Raw genomic sequence first — 16,710 nt, forward strand, 5'->3', positions numbered from 1 at the left:
GGAACATCCATGTCGACCATCCACCTGAACCGTCGTCACGTCCTGCTGGCCGGCGCCCTGGCCGCCACCGGCGTGCAGGCCAGCGACGACCTCACCGGCGGCGATCCGCTGGGCTCCATGCAGTGGCCCACGCTGCGCAAGCAGTACATCGGCAACGCGCCCATGCGCTTTGCGCCGGAGGTGCTGGTGCGCGGCCCCACCTTCGCCGACGACGCCATGAACGTGCCCTTGCAGGTGGATGCGCGTGCGCTGGCAGCCACCGGCGGCGGGGTGGAGTCCATCCAGGTGGTGGTGGACCGCAACCCGGTGCGCGAGGTGCTGACCTACGAGCCGCTGCGGGCGCTGCCGGTGCTGGCCTTCCGCATCCGCATGGAACAGGCCTCGCCCGTGCGGGCGCTGGTGAAGACACGCGACGGCCAGTGGCATGTGGGCAGCACCTGGGTGCAGGCCGCCGGCGGTGGCTGCACCGTGCCCGGTGCCACCCGGGCCGACGGCTCCTGGAGCCGCACGCTCAACCAGGTGCAGGCCCGTGTGTTCCCCAATGCCGTCGAGGGCAGCCGGCGCCTGCGCCTGCGGGTGATGCACCCCATGGACACCGGTCTGGTGGCGGGCGTGCCGGCCTTCTACATCGAGCGGCTGCAGCTGGATGACGCGGCCGGTCAGCCCTGGCTGCGGCTGGCGCTGCACGAACCGGTGTCGGAGAACCCGCTGCTCACGCTGGAGCTGCCGCGCGAGGCCGCCGGCACCTGGCTGCTGCACGGGCGCGACAACAACGGCAACCGCATCCGGGCCGAGGTGGCGGCATGAGGCTGTGCATGGCCACAGTGCTGGCCTGTGGGCTGCTCGGCGCGGCCCAGGCTCAGACCAGCCTCAAGCTGCCCGACTACCGCCTGCAGCCGCGACCGCTCGCGGCCGACACCTGGGTCATCGAAGGCGCGGTGGAGGACTTCAGCCGGGCCAACGGCTGCAACATCATCAACACCGCCTTCATCGCCACGCCCGAGGGCACCTGGGTGATCAACACCGGGCCCTCCCGTCTTTACGGAGAGCAGCAACGCGCCGCCGTAGCCCGTGCCACGCCGCAGCCGGTGAAGCGCGTGCTGAGCCTGAACCTGCACCCCGACTATTTCTTCGGCCACCAGGCCTGGGCCGGCGTGCCCACGGCGGCATTGGCCGGCAGCATCGCCGGCATGCAGGCCGAGGGCCGCGCCTATGCCGACAACCTGTACCGCCTGTGCGGCGACTGGATGAAGGGCACCGAGTCCACCCCGTCCACCGAGCCCATCGACCCGGCCCGGCTGCCGCAGACCTTGCGCCTGGGCGGCCACACGCTGGAGCTGCACCGCCTGAGCGGCCACACCGCCGACGACCTGGTGCTGATCGACACCACCACCGGCGTGCTGTATGCCGGCGGGCTGATCTTTGCCGACCGGGTGCCCACCACGCCGCACGCCGACTTCGCGGCCTGGCAGGCCAGCCTGGATGTGCTGGAGCGCTGGCACGCCCAGGGCAAGTTCCGCACGGTGGTGCCCAGCCACGGCCCGGTGCACACCGGCCTGGCCGGCCTGCAGCAGACCCGCGACTGGCTGCGCTGGATGACCGCCCTCATGCGCGACAGCGCCGAGCGCGGGGTGGATCTGAGCGAGCTGCTGCGCACCCCGGTGCCGCCGCGTTTTGCCGCCTGGGCCGCCCAGCCGGCCGAGCTGCACCGCAGCCTGACCCAGTGGTATCCGCGCTTCGAGCAGCAGGCGCTGCAAGGGCGCTGACACGCCCCTGGGGTACCGCCGGAGCAGTCCTGAACCGCTCCGTTCAGGACTGTTGCATGCGGGGGTGATTCATTTCTGAACACGCATGAACACTCCATGAACAGTGAACGGCCGTGACACGGCAACGCCGGGTCGATCGAAGTGCCTGGCGGGTGGTTTTTCTAGGGGTTTACACGAAGGTTTTTCGGGTGGCAGGCCCTGGCACAGATGTTGCCCTTGATGCGGTGTGCAACCCAAAGACCGGAGGGGTCGGGGTGTCACCAGCGGCCGCGCATGGGTGCGGTCGCCGCCATCAACCCCAAGAGCAGGAGACCAACCGTGAAACGCACCCTATTGAGCCTGTTGATGCTGGCCGCCACCGCGCATGTGAGCGCCCAGGGCGTGACCGACGCCATGATCGCCAACGACGCGAACACCCCCGACAACGTGCTGAGCTGGGGCATGGGCACCCAGGGCCAGCGTCATTCGAGCCTGAACAACATCAACGCCAAGAGCATCAACAAGCTGGTGCCGGTGTGGTCCATGTCGTTCGGCGGCGAGAAGCAGCGTGGCCAGCAGAGCCAGCCGCTGGTGCACAACGGCAAGATGTTCGTCACCGCCTCCTACTCGCGCATCTACGCGGTGGACGCCAAGACCGGCCAGAAGCTGTGGAAGTACGAGCACCGCCTGCCCGAAGGCATCATGCCCTGCTGCGACGTGATCAACCGCGGCGCTGCCCTCTATGACAACCTGGTGATCTTCGGCACCCTGGACGCCCAGCTGGTGGCCCTGGACCAGAACACCGGCAAGGTGGTGTGGCGCGAGAAGATCGACGACTACTCTGCCGGCTACAGCTACACCGCTGCCCCGCTGATCGCCGAAGGCCTGCTGCTGACCGGCGTGTCCGGTGGCGAGTTCGGTGTGGTCGGCCGCGTGGAAGCCCGCGATCCCAAGACCGGCAAGATGGTCTGGACCCGTCCGGTGGTCGAAGGCCACATGGGCTACAAGGACGGCAAGGAAAACGGCATCTCCGGCACCACCAACGCCACCTGGCCGGGCGAGACCTGGAAAACCGGCGGCGCAGCCACCTGGCTGGGCGGCACCTACGATCCCAAGACCGGCCTGGCCTACTTCGGCACCGGCAACCCCGGTCCGTGGAACAGCCACGTGCGCAAGGGCGACAACCTGTACTCGGCCTCCACCGTGGCCATCGACGTGAAGACCGGCAAGATCGTCTGGCACTACCAGAACACCCCGAACGACGGCTGGGACTATGACGGCGTGAACGAGTTCGTCACCTTCGACATGGACGGCAAGCGCATGGGTGCCAAGGCCGACCGCAACGGCTTCTTCTATGTGAACGACGCCACCACCGGCAAGCTGGTCAACGCCTTCCCGTTCGTGAAGAAGGTGACCTGGGCCACCGGCATCGACCTCAAGACCGGCCGCCCCAACTTTGTGGACGACAACCGTCCTGGCGATCCGACGGCAGCCGGCGGCGACGGCGCCAAGGGCAAGGCTGTGTTCTCCGCACCGGGCTTCCTGGGCGGCAAGAACCAGATGCCCATGGCCTACAGCCCCAAGACCGGCCTGTTCTACGTGCCCACCAACGAATGGGGCATGGAGATCTGGAACGAGCCCATCACCTACAAGAAGGGCGCGGCCTACCTGGGTGCCGGCTTCACCATCAAGCCGCTGTTCGACGACCACATCGGTTCGCTGCGCGCCATCGACCCGAAGACCGGCAAGGTGGCCTGGGAAGTCAAGAACACCGCTCCGCTGTGGGGTGGCGTGATGACCGCCGGCGACCTGGTGTTCTGGGGCACGCCCGAGGGCTTCCTGAAGGCCGCCGATGCCAAGACCGGCAAGGTGGTGTGGCAGTTCCAGACCGGCTCCGGTGTGGTGGCCCCGCCCATCACCTGGATGCAGGACGGCGAGCAGTACATCAGCGTGGTCTCCGGCTGGGGTGGCGCCGTTCCCCTGTGGGGCGGTGAAGTCGCCAAGAAGGTGAATTTCCTGGAGCAGGGCGGTTCCGTCTGGACCTTCAAGCTCATGAAGTAAGTTGTGTGGGTGAGGGGTGGCGCGGCGCAAGCCCGCCACCCTTTTTTTCGGATGAATCACATGCGTTTCCCCCTTTCCCTGACCGCTGCCCTGACCCTGGGCGCCCTGCTGGCTGCCCCGGTGCAGGCCCAGGACCTGGCGGCCGCCGTCGATCTGGCCAAGGCCAGCGGCTGCTATTCGTGCCATGCCAACGCCGAGAAGGTGGTCGGGCCGGCCTTTGCCACCGTGGCCGAGAAGTACGCCGGCGACAAAGACGCCGCCGCCACCCTGGCGCAGTCCATCCAGAACGGCTCCAAGGGCAAGTACGGCCGCATCCCCATGCCGCCGCACGCCAGCCTGAGCCCGGCCGACCTCAAGCTGCTGTCGGCCTGGGTGCTCACCATCAAGCCATGAGGCTTCGCCTGCTCCTGGCCACCGCCCTGCTCGGGGCGGCGGGCACGGTGCAGGCCTTCGATTACACGGGCACCCACAGCGTGGTGGCCGTGACCCGCGATGGCGTGCGCACCGCCATCGGCCGGGTGGAGTTCGCTCCCCATCCGCAAGGCGGTGCCGGCTTCAAGGTCGGCATCGACCCGGCAGTGATGCGCGACCACTTCCTCTCCATGCGCGAGTTCAAGTGCCTGCCGGCCGAGGTGGAAATCACCTGCTTCGTGCCCTACCCCTACGCCAGCCCGGCCCGAGTGAAGCCCGGCGACCTCGCCTGGCTGGAGCACCACCTGCTGTTCTTCTTCAAGCAGCCGCGCGACTACGGCGCCAAGCTCTGGAACGGCATGGTGTTCAAGCTGCGGGAAGAGGGCAACGCCCTGGTGGGCGAACCCCAGGCCATCGATCTGAACCGCCTGGGCGTGCCGCCGGAGCGGCTGGATGTGCCGCTGTACGGAGCAGCCGACCGGGATGACTTTGCGCCGGGGGCGCGGTGGGTGGTGCAGCTACGGATCGAGCCGACGCAAAAACCTTGACCCGCTTCAGCGCACCGCCTCCGCCCTGAGCGTGCCCCCGCTCAGGAACCCCGGTGGCACCTTCTCCTCGCGCTCGAACTTCACCAGCCCCACACCCTGGCAGTACCACTCGCGGCTGATCAGGGGCACGTTGGTGAAGCCGTTCACCGGGTCGGTGTAGAGGTTGAGTTCGGCCCGGCCGGCCACGCGCAGGCAGGGCTGGTGCGTGCCGCTGGGCGTGGTGACGGTGTCGTCCACCGCCTCGATGCGCCACTGCATGAGCGCGCGGTGGCTGTAGCGCAACTCGCGCGGGTGCTCGTTCTTGCGCAGGATCAGGTAGGGCACGGTGGGCGTGGTCCATTCGGTGCCCACGGTGTAAGGCGCCTTGAGCACCCACAGCGGTTCCTTCTCGGGCGTGGGTTCTTCGTCGATGTCCATGCGCGTGGCCATGCGGCGCACGCCCTGCTCGTCGTGCCGCAGGTAGTAGCTCACGCCCAGCGAGTGGTGGCGCACGGCCATGGTCACCTGGTCGAGCGTGGCGGGCGCGGTCACGCTCAGCGTCCACTCCTGCGGTCCGGGTGCGTCCTCGCCGGTCTGGGTGACGGCGTAGGTGATGGCCGTGCCTTCCTTCAGCGGAAACCACACCGGCCCCAGGTCGGCCTTGCCGCAGGCGGCGAGAAGTGTGGTGAGCAGCAGGCATGCTGCGCGTGCAGCGGGACGGCGGGCCATCATTTTTCGGGCAGCTGGGCGCGGGGCAGATCGCTCAGCTTGATCTGCAGTTTGTCGTTGCCCGGCGGGCGCAGCCACGAGAAGCTGCCCTGGCCGCGGATGGGTTCGGTGCTGCCCATCTGGGTGTTGCCGTCGCGCGCCTTCTTGATGCCGTCGCCCAGGATGCGGTGCAGGTCCTTCTCGTAGGGCAGGCGGTGCACCCGGGGCATGGCCAGGGGCTGGTTGTCCTTCATGGGGTTGACCCAGATGTAGATGGCGCCCGCGTGCCCGCGCGCCGGGCTGGGCTCGTCGAACACGGCGGCCAGCAGCACGAACTTCTCGGGCAGGCGGTCGTCGCTGGGCCAGCCGGCAATGCCCTGCAGCGTGCCATGGGCCAGCAGATAGAAGCCGCTGACCAGCACCACGCCGCCGGCCTTGACCCACCAGCGCCAGCGCGTGGCCAGGCACAGCACCAGCAGCAGAAAGGCCAGCAGCGCATAGACGATGACCAGCATCAACAGCTGGGAGGAAACGGCAGGGATCATGGCGTGGCGCCCGTGTCAGGTGTCATGGTCAGAGGCCGGTGCGCTGCACGATGGTCAGCGGACGGGTGTTGATGTCGGTCACGCTGCCGCTGTCGTCCAGCGTGAAGCGCACCAGGGTGCGTTCGTCGCCCTTGCGGGGAATCTGCTGCGTGCCGGTGAAGACGATCTGGGCTTCGGGGTTGACCTTCACCACGCTCACCGACACGTCCACCGGCTGCTGGTCGCGGCTGTCGTAGTAATGGGCATTCACCACGTACTCGCCCGGCGCCACGCCGCGCACGGTGACGATCTCCTGGCGGATGGGGCTGCTCACCACGCGGCCGTTCACCAGCACGCTGCTGTTCTTCTCGCCCCGGTCATCGCGGTCCAGGTGGAGCAGGCCGGCGTCGCGCTGGCGGAACCACAGGGTCTTGCCGCTGGGCTCGTTGACCCAGGCGTCGATGTCGTTCGGGTTGCCGTCGGGCCAGCTGATGGTGATGATGAATTCGGCCTTGGCCGGTATGTCGCCGGCCTTGCGCGACTTGGGGTTGAAGGCCAGCAGGGCGATGACGAAGCAGAAGACGAACGCGATCAACATGTTGAACAACATGTCGTAGAACGGATCGGTCTCGGTGTCACGCACCGGGCGGCCGATGGCCATGACTCGCTCCGGTGTCGGTGGAAGACGGATGCAGTTCGGCGCTGGCCAGCGTGTCGGCCACCAGCGCATCGGCAAAACGGTCCAGCCGCATGAGCTGCAGGCCCAGCAGGATGTTGCCGGTCAGCCCCGTCACGGTGGTCAGCAGGGCAATGCCCAGGCCGCCGGTGAGGCTCTTGAGCAGCTGGCTCGACTGGCTGGCGTCGAAGCTCTGCATGTCGCCCAGCTGCAGCGCCAGGATGGAGAAGCCGATCACCTTGCCCAGCAGGCCCAGCTTGAGCTGGATGCCGTTGAGCCACCAGGCCATCTCGTGCGGGCCATGGGCGCGTTCGCCCAGCACCTGCATCCAGGTGCCGCGGTCCGCGCCGGGGGCCGAGCAGCCGTGCCGGTATTCCTCGGCCCAGTCCGGGCCGGCGCCGCTGGGCGCGCCCTGGGCGATCCACACATCGAGCTGCTGACGTTGCTGCCCCAGCACCCAGGCCCGCCGCCCGGCCCAGATCGAACAGCCGAAGAACAGCAGCGTGATGGCCACGGTGAGGAAGGTGGGGTCGGCCGCCACCAGCCGGTGCCAGGCGCCGGCGCGCCACAGCAGGTAGCTGGCCAGCAGCAGCAGGCCCATGTACGCCAGCCAGAGCAGGAACAGGCCGTTCTCGGCCCGCTCCAGCGCAAAGGGGCTGCGCCGCAGGCCCGGCAGCCGGTGCACCACCGCTGCGCCCAGCATGCGATGGTGGGCGGTGCTGCTCACCGGGTGTCTGCCGAAGGGTGCAGCGCGCGCGAGTTCGCGTCGCTGCGGAACACGATGGGGATCTCGCGCCGGCTGGGTGCCTGGCGGACCAGGTTCACCACCTTGTCGTGGTGCGGGCTCTTGCTGCACACCGGGTCGGTGGCGGCGGCATCGCCCACGATCTGGAAGGCCTGGCAGCGGCAGCCGCCGAAGTCCTTGTGGCGCTCGTCGCAGCTGCGGCAGGGCTCCTGCATCCAGTCTTCGCCGCGGTAGGCATTGAAGGCCTGGCTCTTGTGCCAGATCTCGGCCAGCGGCGTGGTGGTCACGTTGGGCAGGGCCAGGCCGGGCAGGTTGCGCGCGTTGTGGCAGGGCATGGCCAGGCCGTCGGGTGCCACCGACAGGAACACCGCACCCCAGCCGTTCATGCAGGCCTTGGGCCGTTCCTCGAAATAGTCGGGCACCACAAAGAGCAGGCGGCAGCGGTTGCCGATCTGCTCGCGGTAGCGGTTGACCACCGCCTCGGCCTCCTGCAGCTGTTCGCGGGTGGGCATGAGCTGGTCGCGGTTGACCCAGGCCCAGCCGTAGTACTGGGTGTTGGCCAGTTCCAGGTACTCGGCATCCAGCGCCAGTGCCATCTCGATGATCTTGTCCACATGCGGCAGGTTGTGCCGGTGCAGCACGCAGTTGAGCACCATGGGCCAGTCGTGCTGCTTGATGATGCGCGCCACCTTCTGCTTGAGCTCGAAGGTCCTGGTGTGGCTCAGGAAGTCGTTGAGCTCGCGCGTGCTGTCCTGGAACGAGAGCTGCACATGGTCCAGACCGGCGTCCTTCAGGCGCTGGGCCCGCGCTTCGGTCAGGCCCACGCCCGAGGTGATGAGGTTGGTGTAGTAACCCAGGCGGTGGGCCTCGGCCACCAGGTCTTCCAGGTCGTCGCGCAGCAGCGGCTCGCCGCCCGAGAAGCCCAGCTGGGCCGCGCCCAGCTTGCGCGCCTGCTGCATCACGTCCACCCACTGCGCGGTGGTGAGCTCGTTGTTCACCTGCGCGTGCTGCGTGGGGTTGTAGCAGAACACGCAGTGCAGCGGGCACTTGTAGGTGAGCTCGGCCAGCAGCCACAGCGGCTGTCCCACCGGCCGCTCGGCCAGCTTCACCACGTCACTCGATCCAGCCACGGCGCATGCCTTCTTCAAGCAGGTTGCGCACCTGCGGGCCGATGCCCTGCACGCGGAAGGCGGCTTCCAGGTCGGCCACGATCTCGTCGAGCGTGTGTTCGCCCTTGCAGCGCTTGAGGATCTCGGCGGCGGTGTCGTTGAGCTGCACCATGCCCTCGGGGTAGAGCAGCACGTGGCGCAGCTGCGCTTCTTCGTACTGCAGGCGGAAGCGGCGAGAGAGGCGCGGGCGCTCGGGCAGGTCGGTCTGTTGTTGATCGGCGGTCTGATCGTTCATGGTCACTGGCACGCCTTTTCGATGGCGTCGAGCATGGTCCACAGGATGTCGAGCTTGAATTGCAGGATGTCGAGCGCGCGGTGCTGGGCCGCACGCGTGGTGAAGTGGTCCAGCGTGACACGCAGGCCGTGGTCCACGTCGCGCCCGGCCAGCGGGATGCGCTTGCGGAAATAGCTCAGGCCTTCCTCGTTGATCCAGGGGTAGTGCGTGGGCCAGGTGGCCAGGCGGTCCTTGTGGATCTGGGGCGCGAACATCTCGGTCAGCGACGAGCACACCGCTTCCTGCCACGGTGCAGTGGCGGCGAAGTTCACATACGCATCGCAGGCGAAGCGCACCGCCGGCACCACGCCCTGCAGCGACCACAGCTGCTCGCGCGAGATGCCCACGGCCTCGCCCAGGCGGGTCCAGGCCTCGATGCCGCCGGCACTCGATCCTTCAAAGTCGCCGTGGCCGTCGTGGTCGAGGATGCGCTCCACCCACAGGCGGCGGTGCTCGCGGTCCGGCATGTTGGCCAGGATGGCGGCGTCCTTGCGCGGGATGCAGATCTGGTAATAGAAGCGGTTGGCCACCCAGCAGCGCAGCTCGTCGGGCGTGCAGCCGCCCGCATTCATGCGCACATTGAACGGGTGGTGGATGTGGTACGCGCGGCCCTTGGCACGCAGCTGGGCCTCGAACTCCTCGCGGCTCCAGGCGGGCAGCGACGGGTCGGGCAGGGGGGTGCGGGCAATGTCCATGTCGAGGAAAGATCAGAACGCGATGTCCATGCCGTCGAAGGCCACCTCGATGCCGTGCTGCGTGAGCAGGGCGCGTTCGGGCGAGTCTTCCACCAGCATGGGGTTGGTGTTGTTGATGTGGATGAGCACCTTGCGCACGCTGCGCGGCAGCCGGTCCAGCACCTCGATCATGCCGCCCGGGCCGCTCTGTGGCAGGTGGCCCATCTCGGCCGCCGGCTTCTTCGACAGGCCGTTGCGGATCATCTCGTCCTCGGTCCAGAAGGTGCCGTCCACCAGCACCACGCTGCAGCCCGCCATGAGGGCCAGCAGCTCGTCAGAGATGGCGCCCAGGCCCGGGGCATAGAACACCCGTGCGCCGGTGGCCGGGTTGTTCAGCAGCAGGCCCACGTTGTCGCCGGGGCGCGGCTTGCCGCGGAAGGGCGAATACGGCGGCGGCTGCGAGGCCAGCGCCACGGTCTGCACCTCCACGCCCGGCAGGCCCGGCACCGGCAGGGCCGAGCCGTCGATGGGCAGCTCGGTGGTGGCCACGCCGCAGTAGTGCGACAGGATGCGGGTGATGGGGAAGCCGTTGGAGATGTCGGAGAACACCTCGGGCGTGGCCAGCAGCGGCAGCGGCGTGCTGCGCTCGCGCAGCATCAGCAGGCCGGTCACGTGGTCGATCTGGGCGTCCATCAGCAGCACGGCGGCAATGCCGGTGTCGCGCACCGCGCGGGCCGGTTGCAGCTCGGGGTTGTCGCGGATCTGCTGGAGCACGTCGGGCGAGGCATTCACCAGCAGCCAGTCGGTTCCGTTGGCGCTCACCGCAATCGACGACTGCGTGCGCGGCTTCGCATTCAGGGTGCCGGCGCGGACACCGGCGCAGTTGGCACAGTTGCAGTTCCATTGGGGGAAGCCCCCGCCGGCCGAAGAACCCAGAACCCGGATGCGCATGTCAGCAGTCACAACAACGGTCAGAATGGGTCCATGAAAGGGACCCGCTCAGGCAATAAAAAAGCGCACGCGTTTGCACCCGTGCGCTTGCGATCACAACGCCCGCTATCAGCGGTTGGCGATGTACATCGTGATTTCAAAACCGAAACGCATGTCGGTGAAGGCGGGGGTCGTCCATTGCATCTTCAGTCTCCTGAGTGGGTTGGCATGAAACATGTCTGCTGATCCGGCAACCGAATTGCTGCCAGACCCGAACATGTACCGCAATATTGATGCCACCTCAAGCGCGCAGCCGGTCGCGCCGGTGACGTCCGACCCCGCTGTGGGGTTGAACCCGCGCCCCCTGCCGTTGCGGCGCGGCGGCCGCATGGCCTGGAAGGCGCGGGGAAACCCTGAGGGCGAGGCCTGGCTGGTCATCCATGGCGGCCCCGGCACCGGCGGCAACGCCGGCCTGTGGCAGGCCATCGATCCGGCCCGGCAACGGGCCTTCATGCCCGATCAGCGCGGCAGCGGCGCCTCGCGCCCGCGTGGCACCACCGCCGCGCAGACCGCAGCCACGCTGGTGTCCGAGCTCGAAGACCTGCGCCGCCACCTGGGGGTGCAGCGCTGGTCGGTGCTGGCGGGGTCGTGGGGCACGGTGCTGGCCCTGCTGTATGCGGCTACTTACACCGACCGTGTGCAGCGCCTGGTGCTGCGCGGCGCCTTCGCACTCACCCGGCGCGAACTCGACAACGTGTTCATCCCGCACTGCCGCCCCGGGAAAACCCCGAGGTCGGCGCACAACGCCGCGCCGCTGCCGCAGGGCGTGTCCACGGTGCAGGCGCTGTCCCAGCTGAACCGGCTGCTTCAATCTGCAACACCGTCTGTTGCATCGCTGCGCGCACTGCGACGCTGGGGTCTGCGCGAACAGGCCCTGGCCTGGCAGGGCATGCGCCGCAGCCTGCTGCATGCGCGCCGGGCACAGGCCCCCCATGCGCCCGCGGTGGCGCGCGAAGCGGCCGCCCTGCAGCGCCGCTGGCGGCGCGCTACCGCACTGCTGGAGCGCCCGCAACGCTCGCGCAGCGACCGTGCGGCCTGGCAGAGATTCCGGGTGCAGACGGCGGTGCTGCAAGGGCGTGCCGGTGTGCGGCCCGCCGCGCTGGACCGTGCCGTGGTGCAGCTGGCGCAGCGCGGGGTGCCGGTGACCTGGGTGCACGGCGCCTTCGATGCGGTCTGCCCGCCCGACAACAGCCGTCGCTGGGCCGCCCTGGGTATGCGGCACGGTGGTGCGGTGCAGCTGCACCTCACGCTGGCCGGCCACCTGGGGCACGAGCCGGCCACCCGTGCTGCCTTGCAGCGGGTGGTGCGCCCATGAACGTCTGGCGGCCGGTGCTGCTGTGCCTGCTGTGCCTGCTGTGCCTGCTGGCCGCACCGGCCCGGGCGGAGCCCGCAGCCCAGCCGCCCTGCGCGCAGGCCGATCCGGTGCCCTGGCGCGCGCTGGCCCCGGGTGTGTGGGTGTGGGAGGGCGCCAACCAGGAGGTCTCCCGGTTCAATGGCGGTCATGTGGCGCCGACCTCGCTGGTGGTGGATGGCAACGAGGCACTGGTCATCGACCCCGGCCCCGGACTGCTGCATGGCCTGCGGGTGCGGGCCTCGGTGGCCTGCCGCTTTCAGGCCACGGTGGTCGGCGTGGTCAACACCCATGCGCATGCCGAGAACGTGCTGGCCAACGCCGCCTTTGCCGACCGGTCCGTTGCGGCCAACGCCGGCACACGCGAGGCCATGGTGGCCCGCTGCCCCGACTGCCTGGCCTCGCTCACCGAGCGCGCCGGTGCAGAGGCCATGGCCGGCACCACCATCGTGTGGCCGCAGCGGGTGCTGAGCGACGGCGACCTGATTTCCGTGGGTCGCCTGCAGCTGCAGGTGCTGGGCACCGAGCAGGGCCACACCGCCAGCGATCTGGTGCTGTGGCTGCCCGAGCAGCGCGTGCTGTGGGCCGGCGGCCTGGCCTACGACGGTCGATTGCCCGAGCTGGCCCAGGGCAGCGTGCTGCAGTGGCTGCAGGCGCTGGATCGCCTGCAGCAACGCCAGCCGCGCTGGGTGGTGGCCTCCCGGGTGGGCGATGTGCGGATGCTGGCGTCCACCCGCCGCTACCTGCAGGCCCTGCACGACCGCGTGCTGGCCGCCATGGACGCCGGCCGCCACGCCGGCGAGCTGCAGGCGGTGCGCATGGACGAATGGGCCGGCTGGGCCGGTTTCCAGTCGCGCCAGGGCTTCAACACCCAGCGTGCCTGGCGCGAGCTGGAGCCGGTGTGGATGGACCGTGTGCCGGCGCCGTCCGGCTCACTGGAGCAGGTCGGGCGGTAGCAGGTCCTTCTTGCGGTAGATGGTGTTGCGCGACACGCCCAGCGCCTTGGCGGCCGCCGACACATTGCCCTTGTGCAGCCGCAGCATCTGGGCCATGGCCTGCAGGGCCACGTCCTGCAGGCTGTGCACTTCGGGGGCTGCGGCCGGTTCGGCCACCGCTGCCGGTGGCACGTCGGGCGCGGCCTGCGAAGACGCCGGGGTGGCCGGTGTTGCTGCGGCGGTGACCGTGGTCGGGCCGCCAGCCGGCGTGGCCGCGTCGATCTGCGCCAGCTCCTCGACAAAGTCGTCCGGCAGGTGGTCGCGGGTGATCACGCCGTCGCAGCCCACCATCACCACGGCGGTGCGCAGCAGGTTGTGCAGCTGGCGGAAGTTGCCCGGCCAGGGGTAGCGCTGGAACAGCGCCATCACGTCGGGTGCAATGCCGATCTCGCGGCCGTTCTCGCACAGGGTGCCCAGGATCTTGCGCACCACCAGCTCGAAGTCGGTCCGCTCGCGCAGCGCAGGCAGCCGCACCACCAGGCCATTGAGGCGGTAGTACAGGTCTTCGCGGAAGTCACCGCGCGCGATCATGTCCTTGAGGTTCTTGTGCGTGGCGCACACCACCGCCACGTCCACGTCCACTTCCTTGCCGGCACCCAGCGGGCTCACCTTGCGCTCCTGCAGCACGCGCAGCAGGCGGGCCTGCAGGTGCTTGGGCATGTCGCCGATCTCGTCCAGGAACAGCGTGCCGCCGTGGGCCTGCTGGATCTTGCCGATGGCGCCCTTCTTGCGCGCACCGGTGAAGGCGCCTTCCTCGTAGCCGAAGAGTTCGGACTCGATCAGGGTTTCGGGGATGGAGGCGCAGTTCACCGACACGAAGGGCTGGGCATGGCGCGGCGAATCGCCGTGGATGGCCTGGGCCAGCAGGTCCTTGCCGGTGCCGGTCTCGCCCAGGATCATCACCGGGATGTCGCGGCCCGACACCATGCGCAGCTTGTGGATGACCGAGGCCACCTGCGGGTCGCCGGTGTTGAGGTACTGCAGCGACGAGAAGTTGGGTTTGCGCGGCGCCGCAGCGGGTGCCGGTTGCACCGGGGCCGCCGTTGCGCTGGCGGCCTCGGGCTGCGCCGAGACGGGCGCGTCCTGCGCCGGTGCGCCGGTGGCGCTGGCCGACCACGGGTGCGCGGCCTTGATGCGGGCCCGACACCACACCGACACGCCGTTGTGCATGACCAGCTGCTTGGGGTTGGTCATGGCGCCGCTGAAGAGGTCGATCAGCGAGGACACCGGAATGCCGAACAGCGACGAGAAGGTGTGCGCCTTGAGCGCCGAGAACGGCAGGCCGAACTGGAACTGCGCGCTGCGGTTGGCCGAGAGGAAACGCCCCTCCTGCGAGAACACCGCAATGCCTTCGACCAGCGTGCCCAGGAACTCGGAGCGGGTGTGGAAGTGGATGCGGATGGCCTGCGGAAAGATGTCGGCGAACATGTGGTTCTCGATCATCTGGGCCGACATGCGCACCAGCGCCAGCGTGTGCTGGTGGTAGCTGCGCTGGTCACCGGTCACGTCCAGGGCACCGATCACCTGGCCGTACGGATCGAAGATCGGCGAGGCCGAGCAGGTGAGGAACTTGTTGGCGTCCAGGTAGTGCTGGTTGCCGTGCACCGTGAGGGCTTCTTCCTCGGTGAGTGCGGTGCCGATGGCGTTGGTCCCCTTGGTGCGCTCCGACCAGTCCATGCCGGGCATGAGCGCCACGCGCGAGGCCTTCTCCAGAAAGTCGGTGTCGCCCAGCGAATGCAGCACCAGGCCCTTGGCCGAGGTCAGCAGCACCATGCTGTGGGTGTTGACGATCTGGTCGTAGAGCGTCTCCATGACCGGTGCCGCGTGCTGGAACAGGAAGCGGTTCTCGGCCAGCACATCGCTGAACTCGCCCTTGCGCGGGCTGGAGAAGTCGGGTTCGTCGTTGGCCGCGATGCCGAAGGCCTGCGACCGCCGGTGCGACTGGTGGATGAGTTCGGCCGCCTCCTGAGGTGCTGCGGCGCCCACGCTCGCCCGCACCGGGGAGATTGCCTCCCCCGATCCGGCCGCACGGTTCCCTGAGTGCGGGTAGATGGCTGCGCTCATGTGGTCTCCTGGTTCCGGTGGCAGACCACCCCAGTAGTCCCCCACCCAGCGCTCGTCGTCTGCCGGTGTGGCAGCGCCCCTGTCCCGGGGCTGGTGGTCGCTATCGTTCATGAGATTCTCTTCATATGTGTGCCAGCCATCAACACGGGCAATCCCGGTATGGAGCAGGCTGTCACGTTTTGATGCCTTTTCCCTCGTGCCACGGGCGTAGCAAGGAGCCGGCCACGCTGCCGTGCGGTGTTCGCGCTGGCGAGGTGGTTCAATTTGGAACACTGGGTGGCGGGTGCCGGCGCCTATCTGAACCAGCCTGAGACGCCCTGACGGTGGCCTGCTTCTTGCAGACCGGGCCGGCAGAACGTTTTCTTCTCTCTCTTCAGAACACCCGGAGACCTTGCCCCATGAACACCCCTGTTTCTTCCCGCCTGCTGCGTGGCCTGATGGCCGCCGTCCTGGGTCTGGCCGTGCATGCCGCATGGGCCCACGGCGACGTGACCCCGCAGGCCGTGGACACCAGCACCCTGCCGCAGCTCGGCACCAAGTGGCTGGACGCCAACCCCTACAGCACCGGCCCGGCCCAGAAGGAAGCCCTGCGCATCGGCACCTCGGCCTACAACCAGAACTGCGCCCGCTGCCATGGCCTGGAAGCCATCTCGGGCGGTATCGCGCCGGACCTGCGCAAGTTCGACGGCGACTGCACCGGCCTGGCCGATGCCGCCAAGAAGGCCGCCTGCTTCAAGGAGATGGACGACTTCTACATGGCCACCGTGCGCCGGGGCCGCGTGCGCGACGGTCGTGTCTACATGCCGCCCTTCGAGGGCACGCTGACCCAGGAAGCCATCTGGGCCATCCGCACCTACATCGAGACCCGCCGCGAGCCCTGAGCCGGAGACACCCGCATGAACCGCATTCCCCCTGCAGCCCCGAGCCGGCGCACCGCACTGGCGGCCGTCGGCGCGTTCGTGGCCACCGGCCTGGCCGGCACCCTGGGTACCGCTGCCGCCCAGACCGAGCTGACCGACCTGGCCCGCATCAAGGCCAGTGGCGCGCTCAAGGTGGCGGTCTACAAGGACAACGCCCCGTTCTCCGACGGCCCGGCCAATGCCGTGACCGGCCTGGACGTGTCGATCGCCGAGGCCCTGGCTGCGAAGATGGGCCTGCGCCTGGCGCTGCTGCCCTTCGATGCGGGCGAGAACATGAACGACGACCTGCGCAACATGGTGTGGCGCGGGCACTACCTGGGCTACGGCCCGGCCGACGTGATGATGCAGGTGCCGGTGGACCGCTACCTGATGCAGCGCAACCGCCAGGTCATCGTGCTGGCGCCCTACATGCGCCAGCAGCTGGTGCTGGCCCACGACACCCGCAAGATCGCCGATGTGCAGTCGGCCGACGACCTCAAGGGCCAGGTGCTGGCGGCCGAGCGTGGCGCCGGTGCGGCCAGCGCCCTCATGGGCTACGGCGGTGGTCTGCTGCGCTCGCAGGTGGGCATCCACGCCACCGGGCAGGACGCGGTGAAGGCCGTGATCGAAGGCAAGGCGGCCGCCGCCTACGTGACCCGCGCCCAGGCCGAATCGGCGCTGTTCGCCGCCGGCATCAAGCCCGGCAACATCCGCCTCTCGCCGCTGTCGCTGCCGGGCGTGCCCGACACCGGCTGGACCGTGGGCATGGCCATCAAGGCCGAACACAAGGAACTGGGTCTGGCCCTGGAAGGCGCCCTGGCCCAGCTGCGCAGCAGCGGCGAGCTGCTGGCCATCTTCCAGAAGCACGGGCTCACGCTCACCGCGCCCTGAGCGGGT

19 protein-coding genes are annotated in these 16,710 nt (G+C 68.9%); 9 read left to right on the forward strand and 10 right to left on the reverse strand.

Annotated elements, in window-relative coordinates; genetic code table 11:
- Positions 1-9: 9 nt before the first annotated feature.
- From WD026_RS01155 to WD026_RS01175, 5 genes are all read left to right on the forward strand, one after another.
- Positions 10-807 (forward strand): quinoprotein dehydrogenase-associated SoxYZ-like carrier, encoded by a 798-nt coding sequence (locus tag WD026_RS01155; RefSeq protein ID WP_425721831.1) that lies wholly within the window; start codon positions 10-12, stop codon positions 805-807.
- An 8-nt stretch (positions 808-815) separates the two neighbouring features.
- Positions 816-1,766, forward strand: coding sequence for a quinoprotein relay system zinc metallohydrolase 1 (locus tag WD026_RS01160; RefSeq protein WP_425721832.1), 951 nt, complete (start codon positions 816-818; stop codon positions 1,764-1,766).
- A 345-nt stretch (positions 1,767-2,111) separates the two neighbouring features.
- Positions 2,112-3,806, forward strand: a complete 1,695-nt coding sequence (locus WD026_RS01165) for a PQQ-dependent methanol/ethanol family dehydrogenase (RefSeq protein WP_425723177.1) — start codon at positions 2,112-2,114, stop codon at positions 3,804-3,806.
- A gap of 60 nt (positions 3,807-3,866) precedes the next feature.
- The gene (locus WD026_RS01170) at positions 3,867-4,199 is read left to right on the forward strand and encodes a c-type cytochrome (RefSeq protein WP_425721833.1); all 333 of its coding nucleotides are present in this window, start codon (positions 3,867-3,869) and stop codon (positions 4,197-4,199) included.
- On the forward strand, positions 4,196-4,765 hold the full coding sequence (locus tag WD026_RS01175) for a hypothetical protein (protein WP_425721834.1): 570 nt from the start codon (positions 4,196-4,198) through the stop codon (positions 4,763-4,765). The genes WD026_RS01170 and WD026_RS01175 overlap by 4 nt, the downstream gene beginning before the upstream one ends.
- Before the next feature lie 6 nt (positions 4,766-4,771).
- Here the strand turns inward: WD026_RS01175 and WD026_RS01180 are convergent, their stop codons facing one another.
- From WD026_RS01180 to pqqA, 9 genes are all read right to left on the reverse strand, one after another.
- A complete protein-coding gene (locus tag WD026_RS01180; protein WP_425721835.1) occupies positions 4,772-5,473 on the reverse strand; it encodes a hypothetical protein in 702 nt (233 codons plus the stop codon).
- The gene (locus tag WD026_RS01185; RefSeq protein WP_425721836.1) at positions 5,473-5,997 is read right to left on the reverse strand and encodes a hypothetical protein; all 525 of its coding nucleotides are present in this window, start codon (positions 5,995-5,997) and stop codon (positions 5,473-5,475) included. The genes WD026_RS01180 and WD026_RS01185 overlap by 1 nt, the downstream gene beginning before the upstream one ends.
- Positions 5,998-6,025: 28 nt before the next feature.
- Positions 6,026-6,637: a hypothetical protein gene (locus WD026_RS01190; RefSeq protein WP_425721837.1), complete on the reverse strand. Its 612-nt coding sequence runs from the start codon at positions 6,635-6,637 to the stop codon at positions 6,026-6,028.
- Positions 6,612-7,379: a hypothetical protein gene (locus WD026_RS01195; RefSeq protein WP_425721838.1), complete on the reverse strand. Its 768-nt coding sequence runs from the start codon at positions 7,377-7,379 to the stop codon at positions 6,612-6,614. The genes WD026_RS01190 and WD026_RS01195 overlap by 26 nt, the downstream gene beginning before the upstream one ends.
- Entirely contained in the window at positions 7,376-8,545 is a 1,170-nt protein-coding gene (gene pqqE, locus WD026_RS01200; RefSeq protein WP_425721839.1) for a pyrroloquinoline quinone biosynthesis protein PqqE, read from the reverse strand. Before pqqE ends, WD026_RS01195 begins: the two co-directional genes overlap by 4 nt.
- Positions 8,511-8,801 (reverse strand): pyrroloquinoline quinone biosynthesis peptide chaperone PqqD, encoded by a 291-nt coding sequence (gene pqqD / locus WD026_RS01205; protein ID WP_425721840.1) that lies wholly within the window; start codon positions 8,799-8,801, stop codon positions 8,511-8,513. The genes pqqE and pqqD overlap by 35 nt, the downstream gene beginning before the upstream one ends.
- A gap of 2 nt (positions 8,802-8,803) precedes the next feature.
- Positions 8,804-9,535 carry a pyrroloquinoline-quinone synthase PqqC gene (gene pqqC, locus WD026_RS01210; RefSeq protein WP_425721841.1) on the reverse strand — a complete coding sequence of 244 codons (732 nt, stop codon included), beginning with the start codon at positions 9,533-9,535 and terminating at the stop codon, positions 8,804-8,806.
- A gap of 12 nt (positions 9,536-9,547) precedes the next feature.
- On the reverse strand, positions 9,548-10,465 hold the full coding sequence (gene pqqB / locus WD026_RS01215) for a pyrroloquinoline quinone biosynthesis protein PqqB (protein WP_425721842.1): 918 nt from the start codon (positions 10,463-10,465) through the stop codon (positions 9,548-9,550).
- A gap of 108 nt (positions 10,466-10,573) precedes the next feature.
- A complete protein-coding gene (gene pqqA / locus WD026_RS01220; protein ID WP_086121059.1) occupies positions 10,574-10,648 on the reverse strand; it encodes a pyrroloquinoline quinone precursor peptide PqqA in 75 nt (24 codons plus the stop codon).
- A 145-nt stretch (positions 10,649-10,793) separates the two neighbouring features.
- Here pqqA and WD026_RS01225 point away from each other — a divergent pair, with 145 nt between their 5' ends.
- The gene (locus WD026_RS01225; protein ID WP_425721843.1) at positions 10,794-11,819 is read left to right on the forward strand and encodes an alpha/beta fold hydrolase; all 1,026 of its coding nucleotides are present in this window, start codon (positions 10,794-10,796) and stop codon (positions 11,817-11,819) included.
- Complete coding sequence (locus WD026_RS01230) at positions 11,816-12,811, forward strand: MBL fold metallo-hydrolase (RefSeq protein WP_425721844.1); 996 nt, start codon at positions 11,816-11,818, stop codon at positions 12,809-12,811. Before WD026_RS01225 ends, WD026_RS01230 begins: the two co-directional genes overlap by 4 nt.
- On the opposite strand, the gene WD026_RS01235 is transcribed toward WD026_RS01230, so the two are convergent.
- Positions 12,788-14,914, reverse strand: coding sequence for a sigma-54-dependent Fis family transcriptional regulator (locus tag WD026_RS01235; RefSeq protein ID WP_425721845.1), 2,127 nt, complete (start codon positions 14,912-14,914; stop codon positions 12,788-12,790). The genes WD026_RS01230 and WD026_RS01235 overlap by 24 nt on opposite strands.
- Positions 14,915-15,351: 437 nt before the next feature.
- On the opposite strand from WD026_RS01235, the gene pedF reads away from it, so the two are divergent.
- Positions 15,352-15,795 (forward strand): cytochrome c-550 PedF, encoded by a 444-nt coding sequence (pedF, locus tag WD026_RS01240; protein WP_425723178.1) that lies wholly within the window; start codon positions 15,352-15,354, stop codon positions 15,793-15,795.
- A gap of 15 nt (positions 15,796-15,810) precedes the next feature.
- Positions 15,811-16,704, forward strand: coding sequence for an ABC transporter permease (locus tag WD026_RS01245; RefSeq protein ID WP_425721846.1), 894 nt, complete (start codon positions 15,811-15,813; stop codon positions 16,702-16,704).
- Positions 16,705-16,710 lie beyond the last annotated feature (6 nt).

It is taken from the genome of Hydrogenophaga sp. R2, assembly GCF_049843595.1.
GTDB lineage: Bacteria > Pseudomonadota > Gammaproteobacteria > Burkholderiales > Burkholderiaceae_C > Hydrogenophaga.

Excerpts from the sequence above, each read along its gene's own strand:
- WD026_RS01155 (WP_425721831.1), top strand. The coding sequence starts at position 10 with ATGTCGACCATCCACCTGAACCGTCGTCACGTCCTGCTGGCCGGCGCC.
- WD026_RS01160 (WP_425721832.1), top strand. The coding sequence starts at position 816 with ATGGCCACAGTGCTGGCCTGTGGGCTGCTCGGCGCGGCCCAGGCTCAG.
- WD026_RS01165 (WP_425723177.1), top strand. The coding sequence starts at position 2,112 with ATGCTGGCCGCCACCGCGCATGTGAGCGCCCAGGGCGTGACCGACGCC.
- WD026_RS01170 (WP_425721833.1), top strand. The coding sequence starts at position 3,867 with ATGCGTTTCCCCCTTTCCCTGACCGCTGCCCTGACCCTGGGCGCCCTG.
- WD026_RS01175 (WP_425721834.1), top strand. The coding sequence starts at position 4,196 with ATGAGGCTTCGCCTGCTCCTGGCCACCGCCCTGCTCGGGGCGGCGGGC.
- WD026_RS01180 (WP_425721835.1), bottom strand. The coding sequence starts at position 5,473 with ATGGCCCGCCGTCCCGCTGCACGCGCAGCATGCCTGCTGCTCACCACA.
- WD026_RS01185 (WP_425721836.1), bottom strand. The coding sequence starts at position 5,997 with ATGATCCCTGCCGTTTCCTCCCAGCTGTTGATGCTGGTCATCGTCTAT.
- WD026_RS01190 (WP_425721837.1), bottom strand. The coding sequence starts at position 6,637 with ATGGCCATCGGCCGCCCGGTGCGTGACACCGAGACCGATCCGTTCTAC.
- pqqD (WP_425721840.1), bottom strand. The coding sequence starts at position 8,801 with ATGAACGATCAGACCGCCGATCAACAACAGACCGACCTGCCCGAGCGC.
- pqqC (WP_425721841.1), bottom strand. The coding sequence starts at position 9,535 with ATGGACATTGCCCGCACCCCCCTGCCCGACCCGTCGCTGCCCGCCTGG.
- pqqB (WP_425721842.1), bottom strand. The coding sequence starts at position 10,465 with ATGCGCATCCGGGTTCTGGGTTCTTCGGCCGGCGGGGGCTTCCCCCAA.
- WD026_RS01230 (WP_425721844.1), top strand. The coding sequence starts at position 11,816 with ATGAACGTCTGGCGGCCGGTGCTGCTGTGCCTGCTGTGCCTGCTGTGC.
- WD026_RS01235 (WP_425721845.1), bottom strand. The coding sequence starts at position 14,914 with ATGAGCGCAGCCATCTACCCGCACTCAGGGAACCGTGCGGCCGGATCG.
- pedF (WP_425723178.1), top strand. The coding sequence starts at position 15,352 with ATGGCCGCCGTCCTGGGTCTGGCCGTGCATGCCGCATGGGCCCACGGC.
- WD026_RS01245 (WP_425721846.1), top strand. The coding sequence starts at position 15,811 with ATGAACCGCATTCCCCCTGCAGCCCCGAGCCGGCGCACCGCACTGGCG.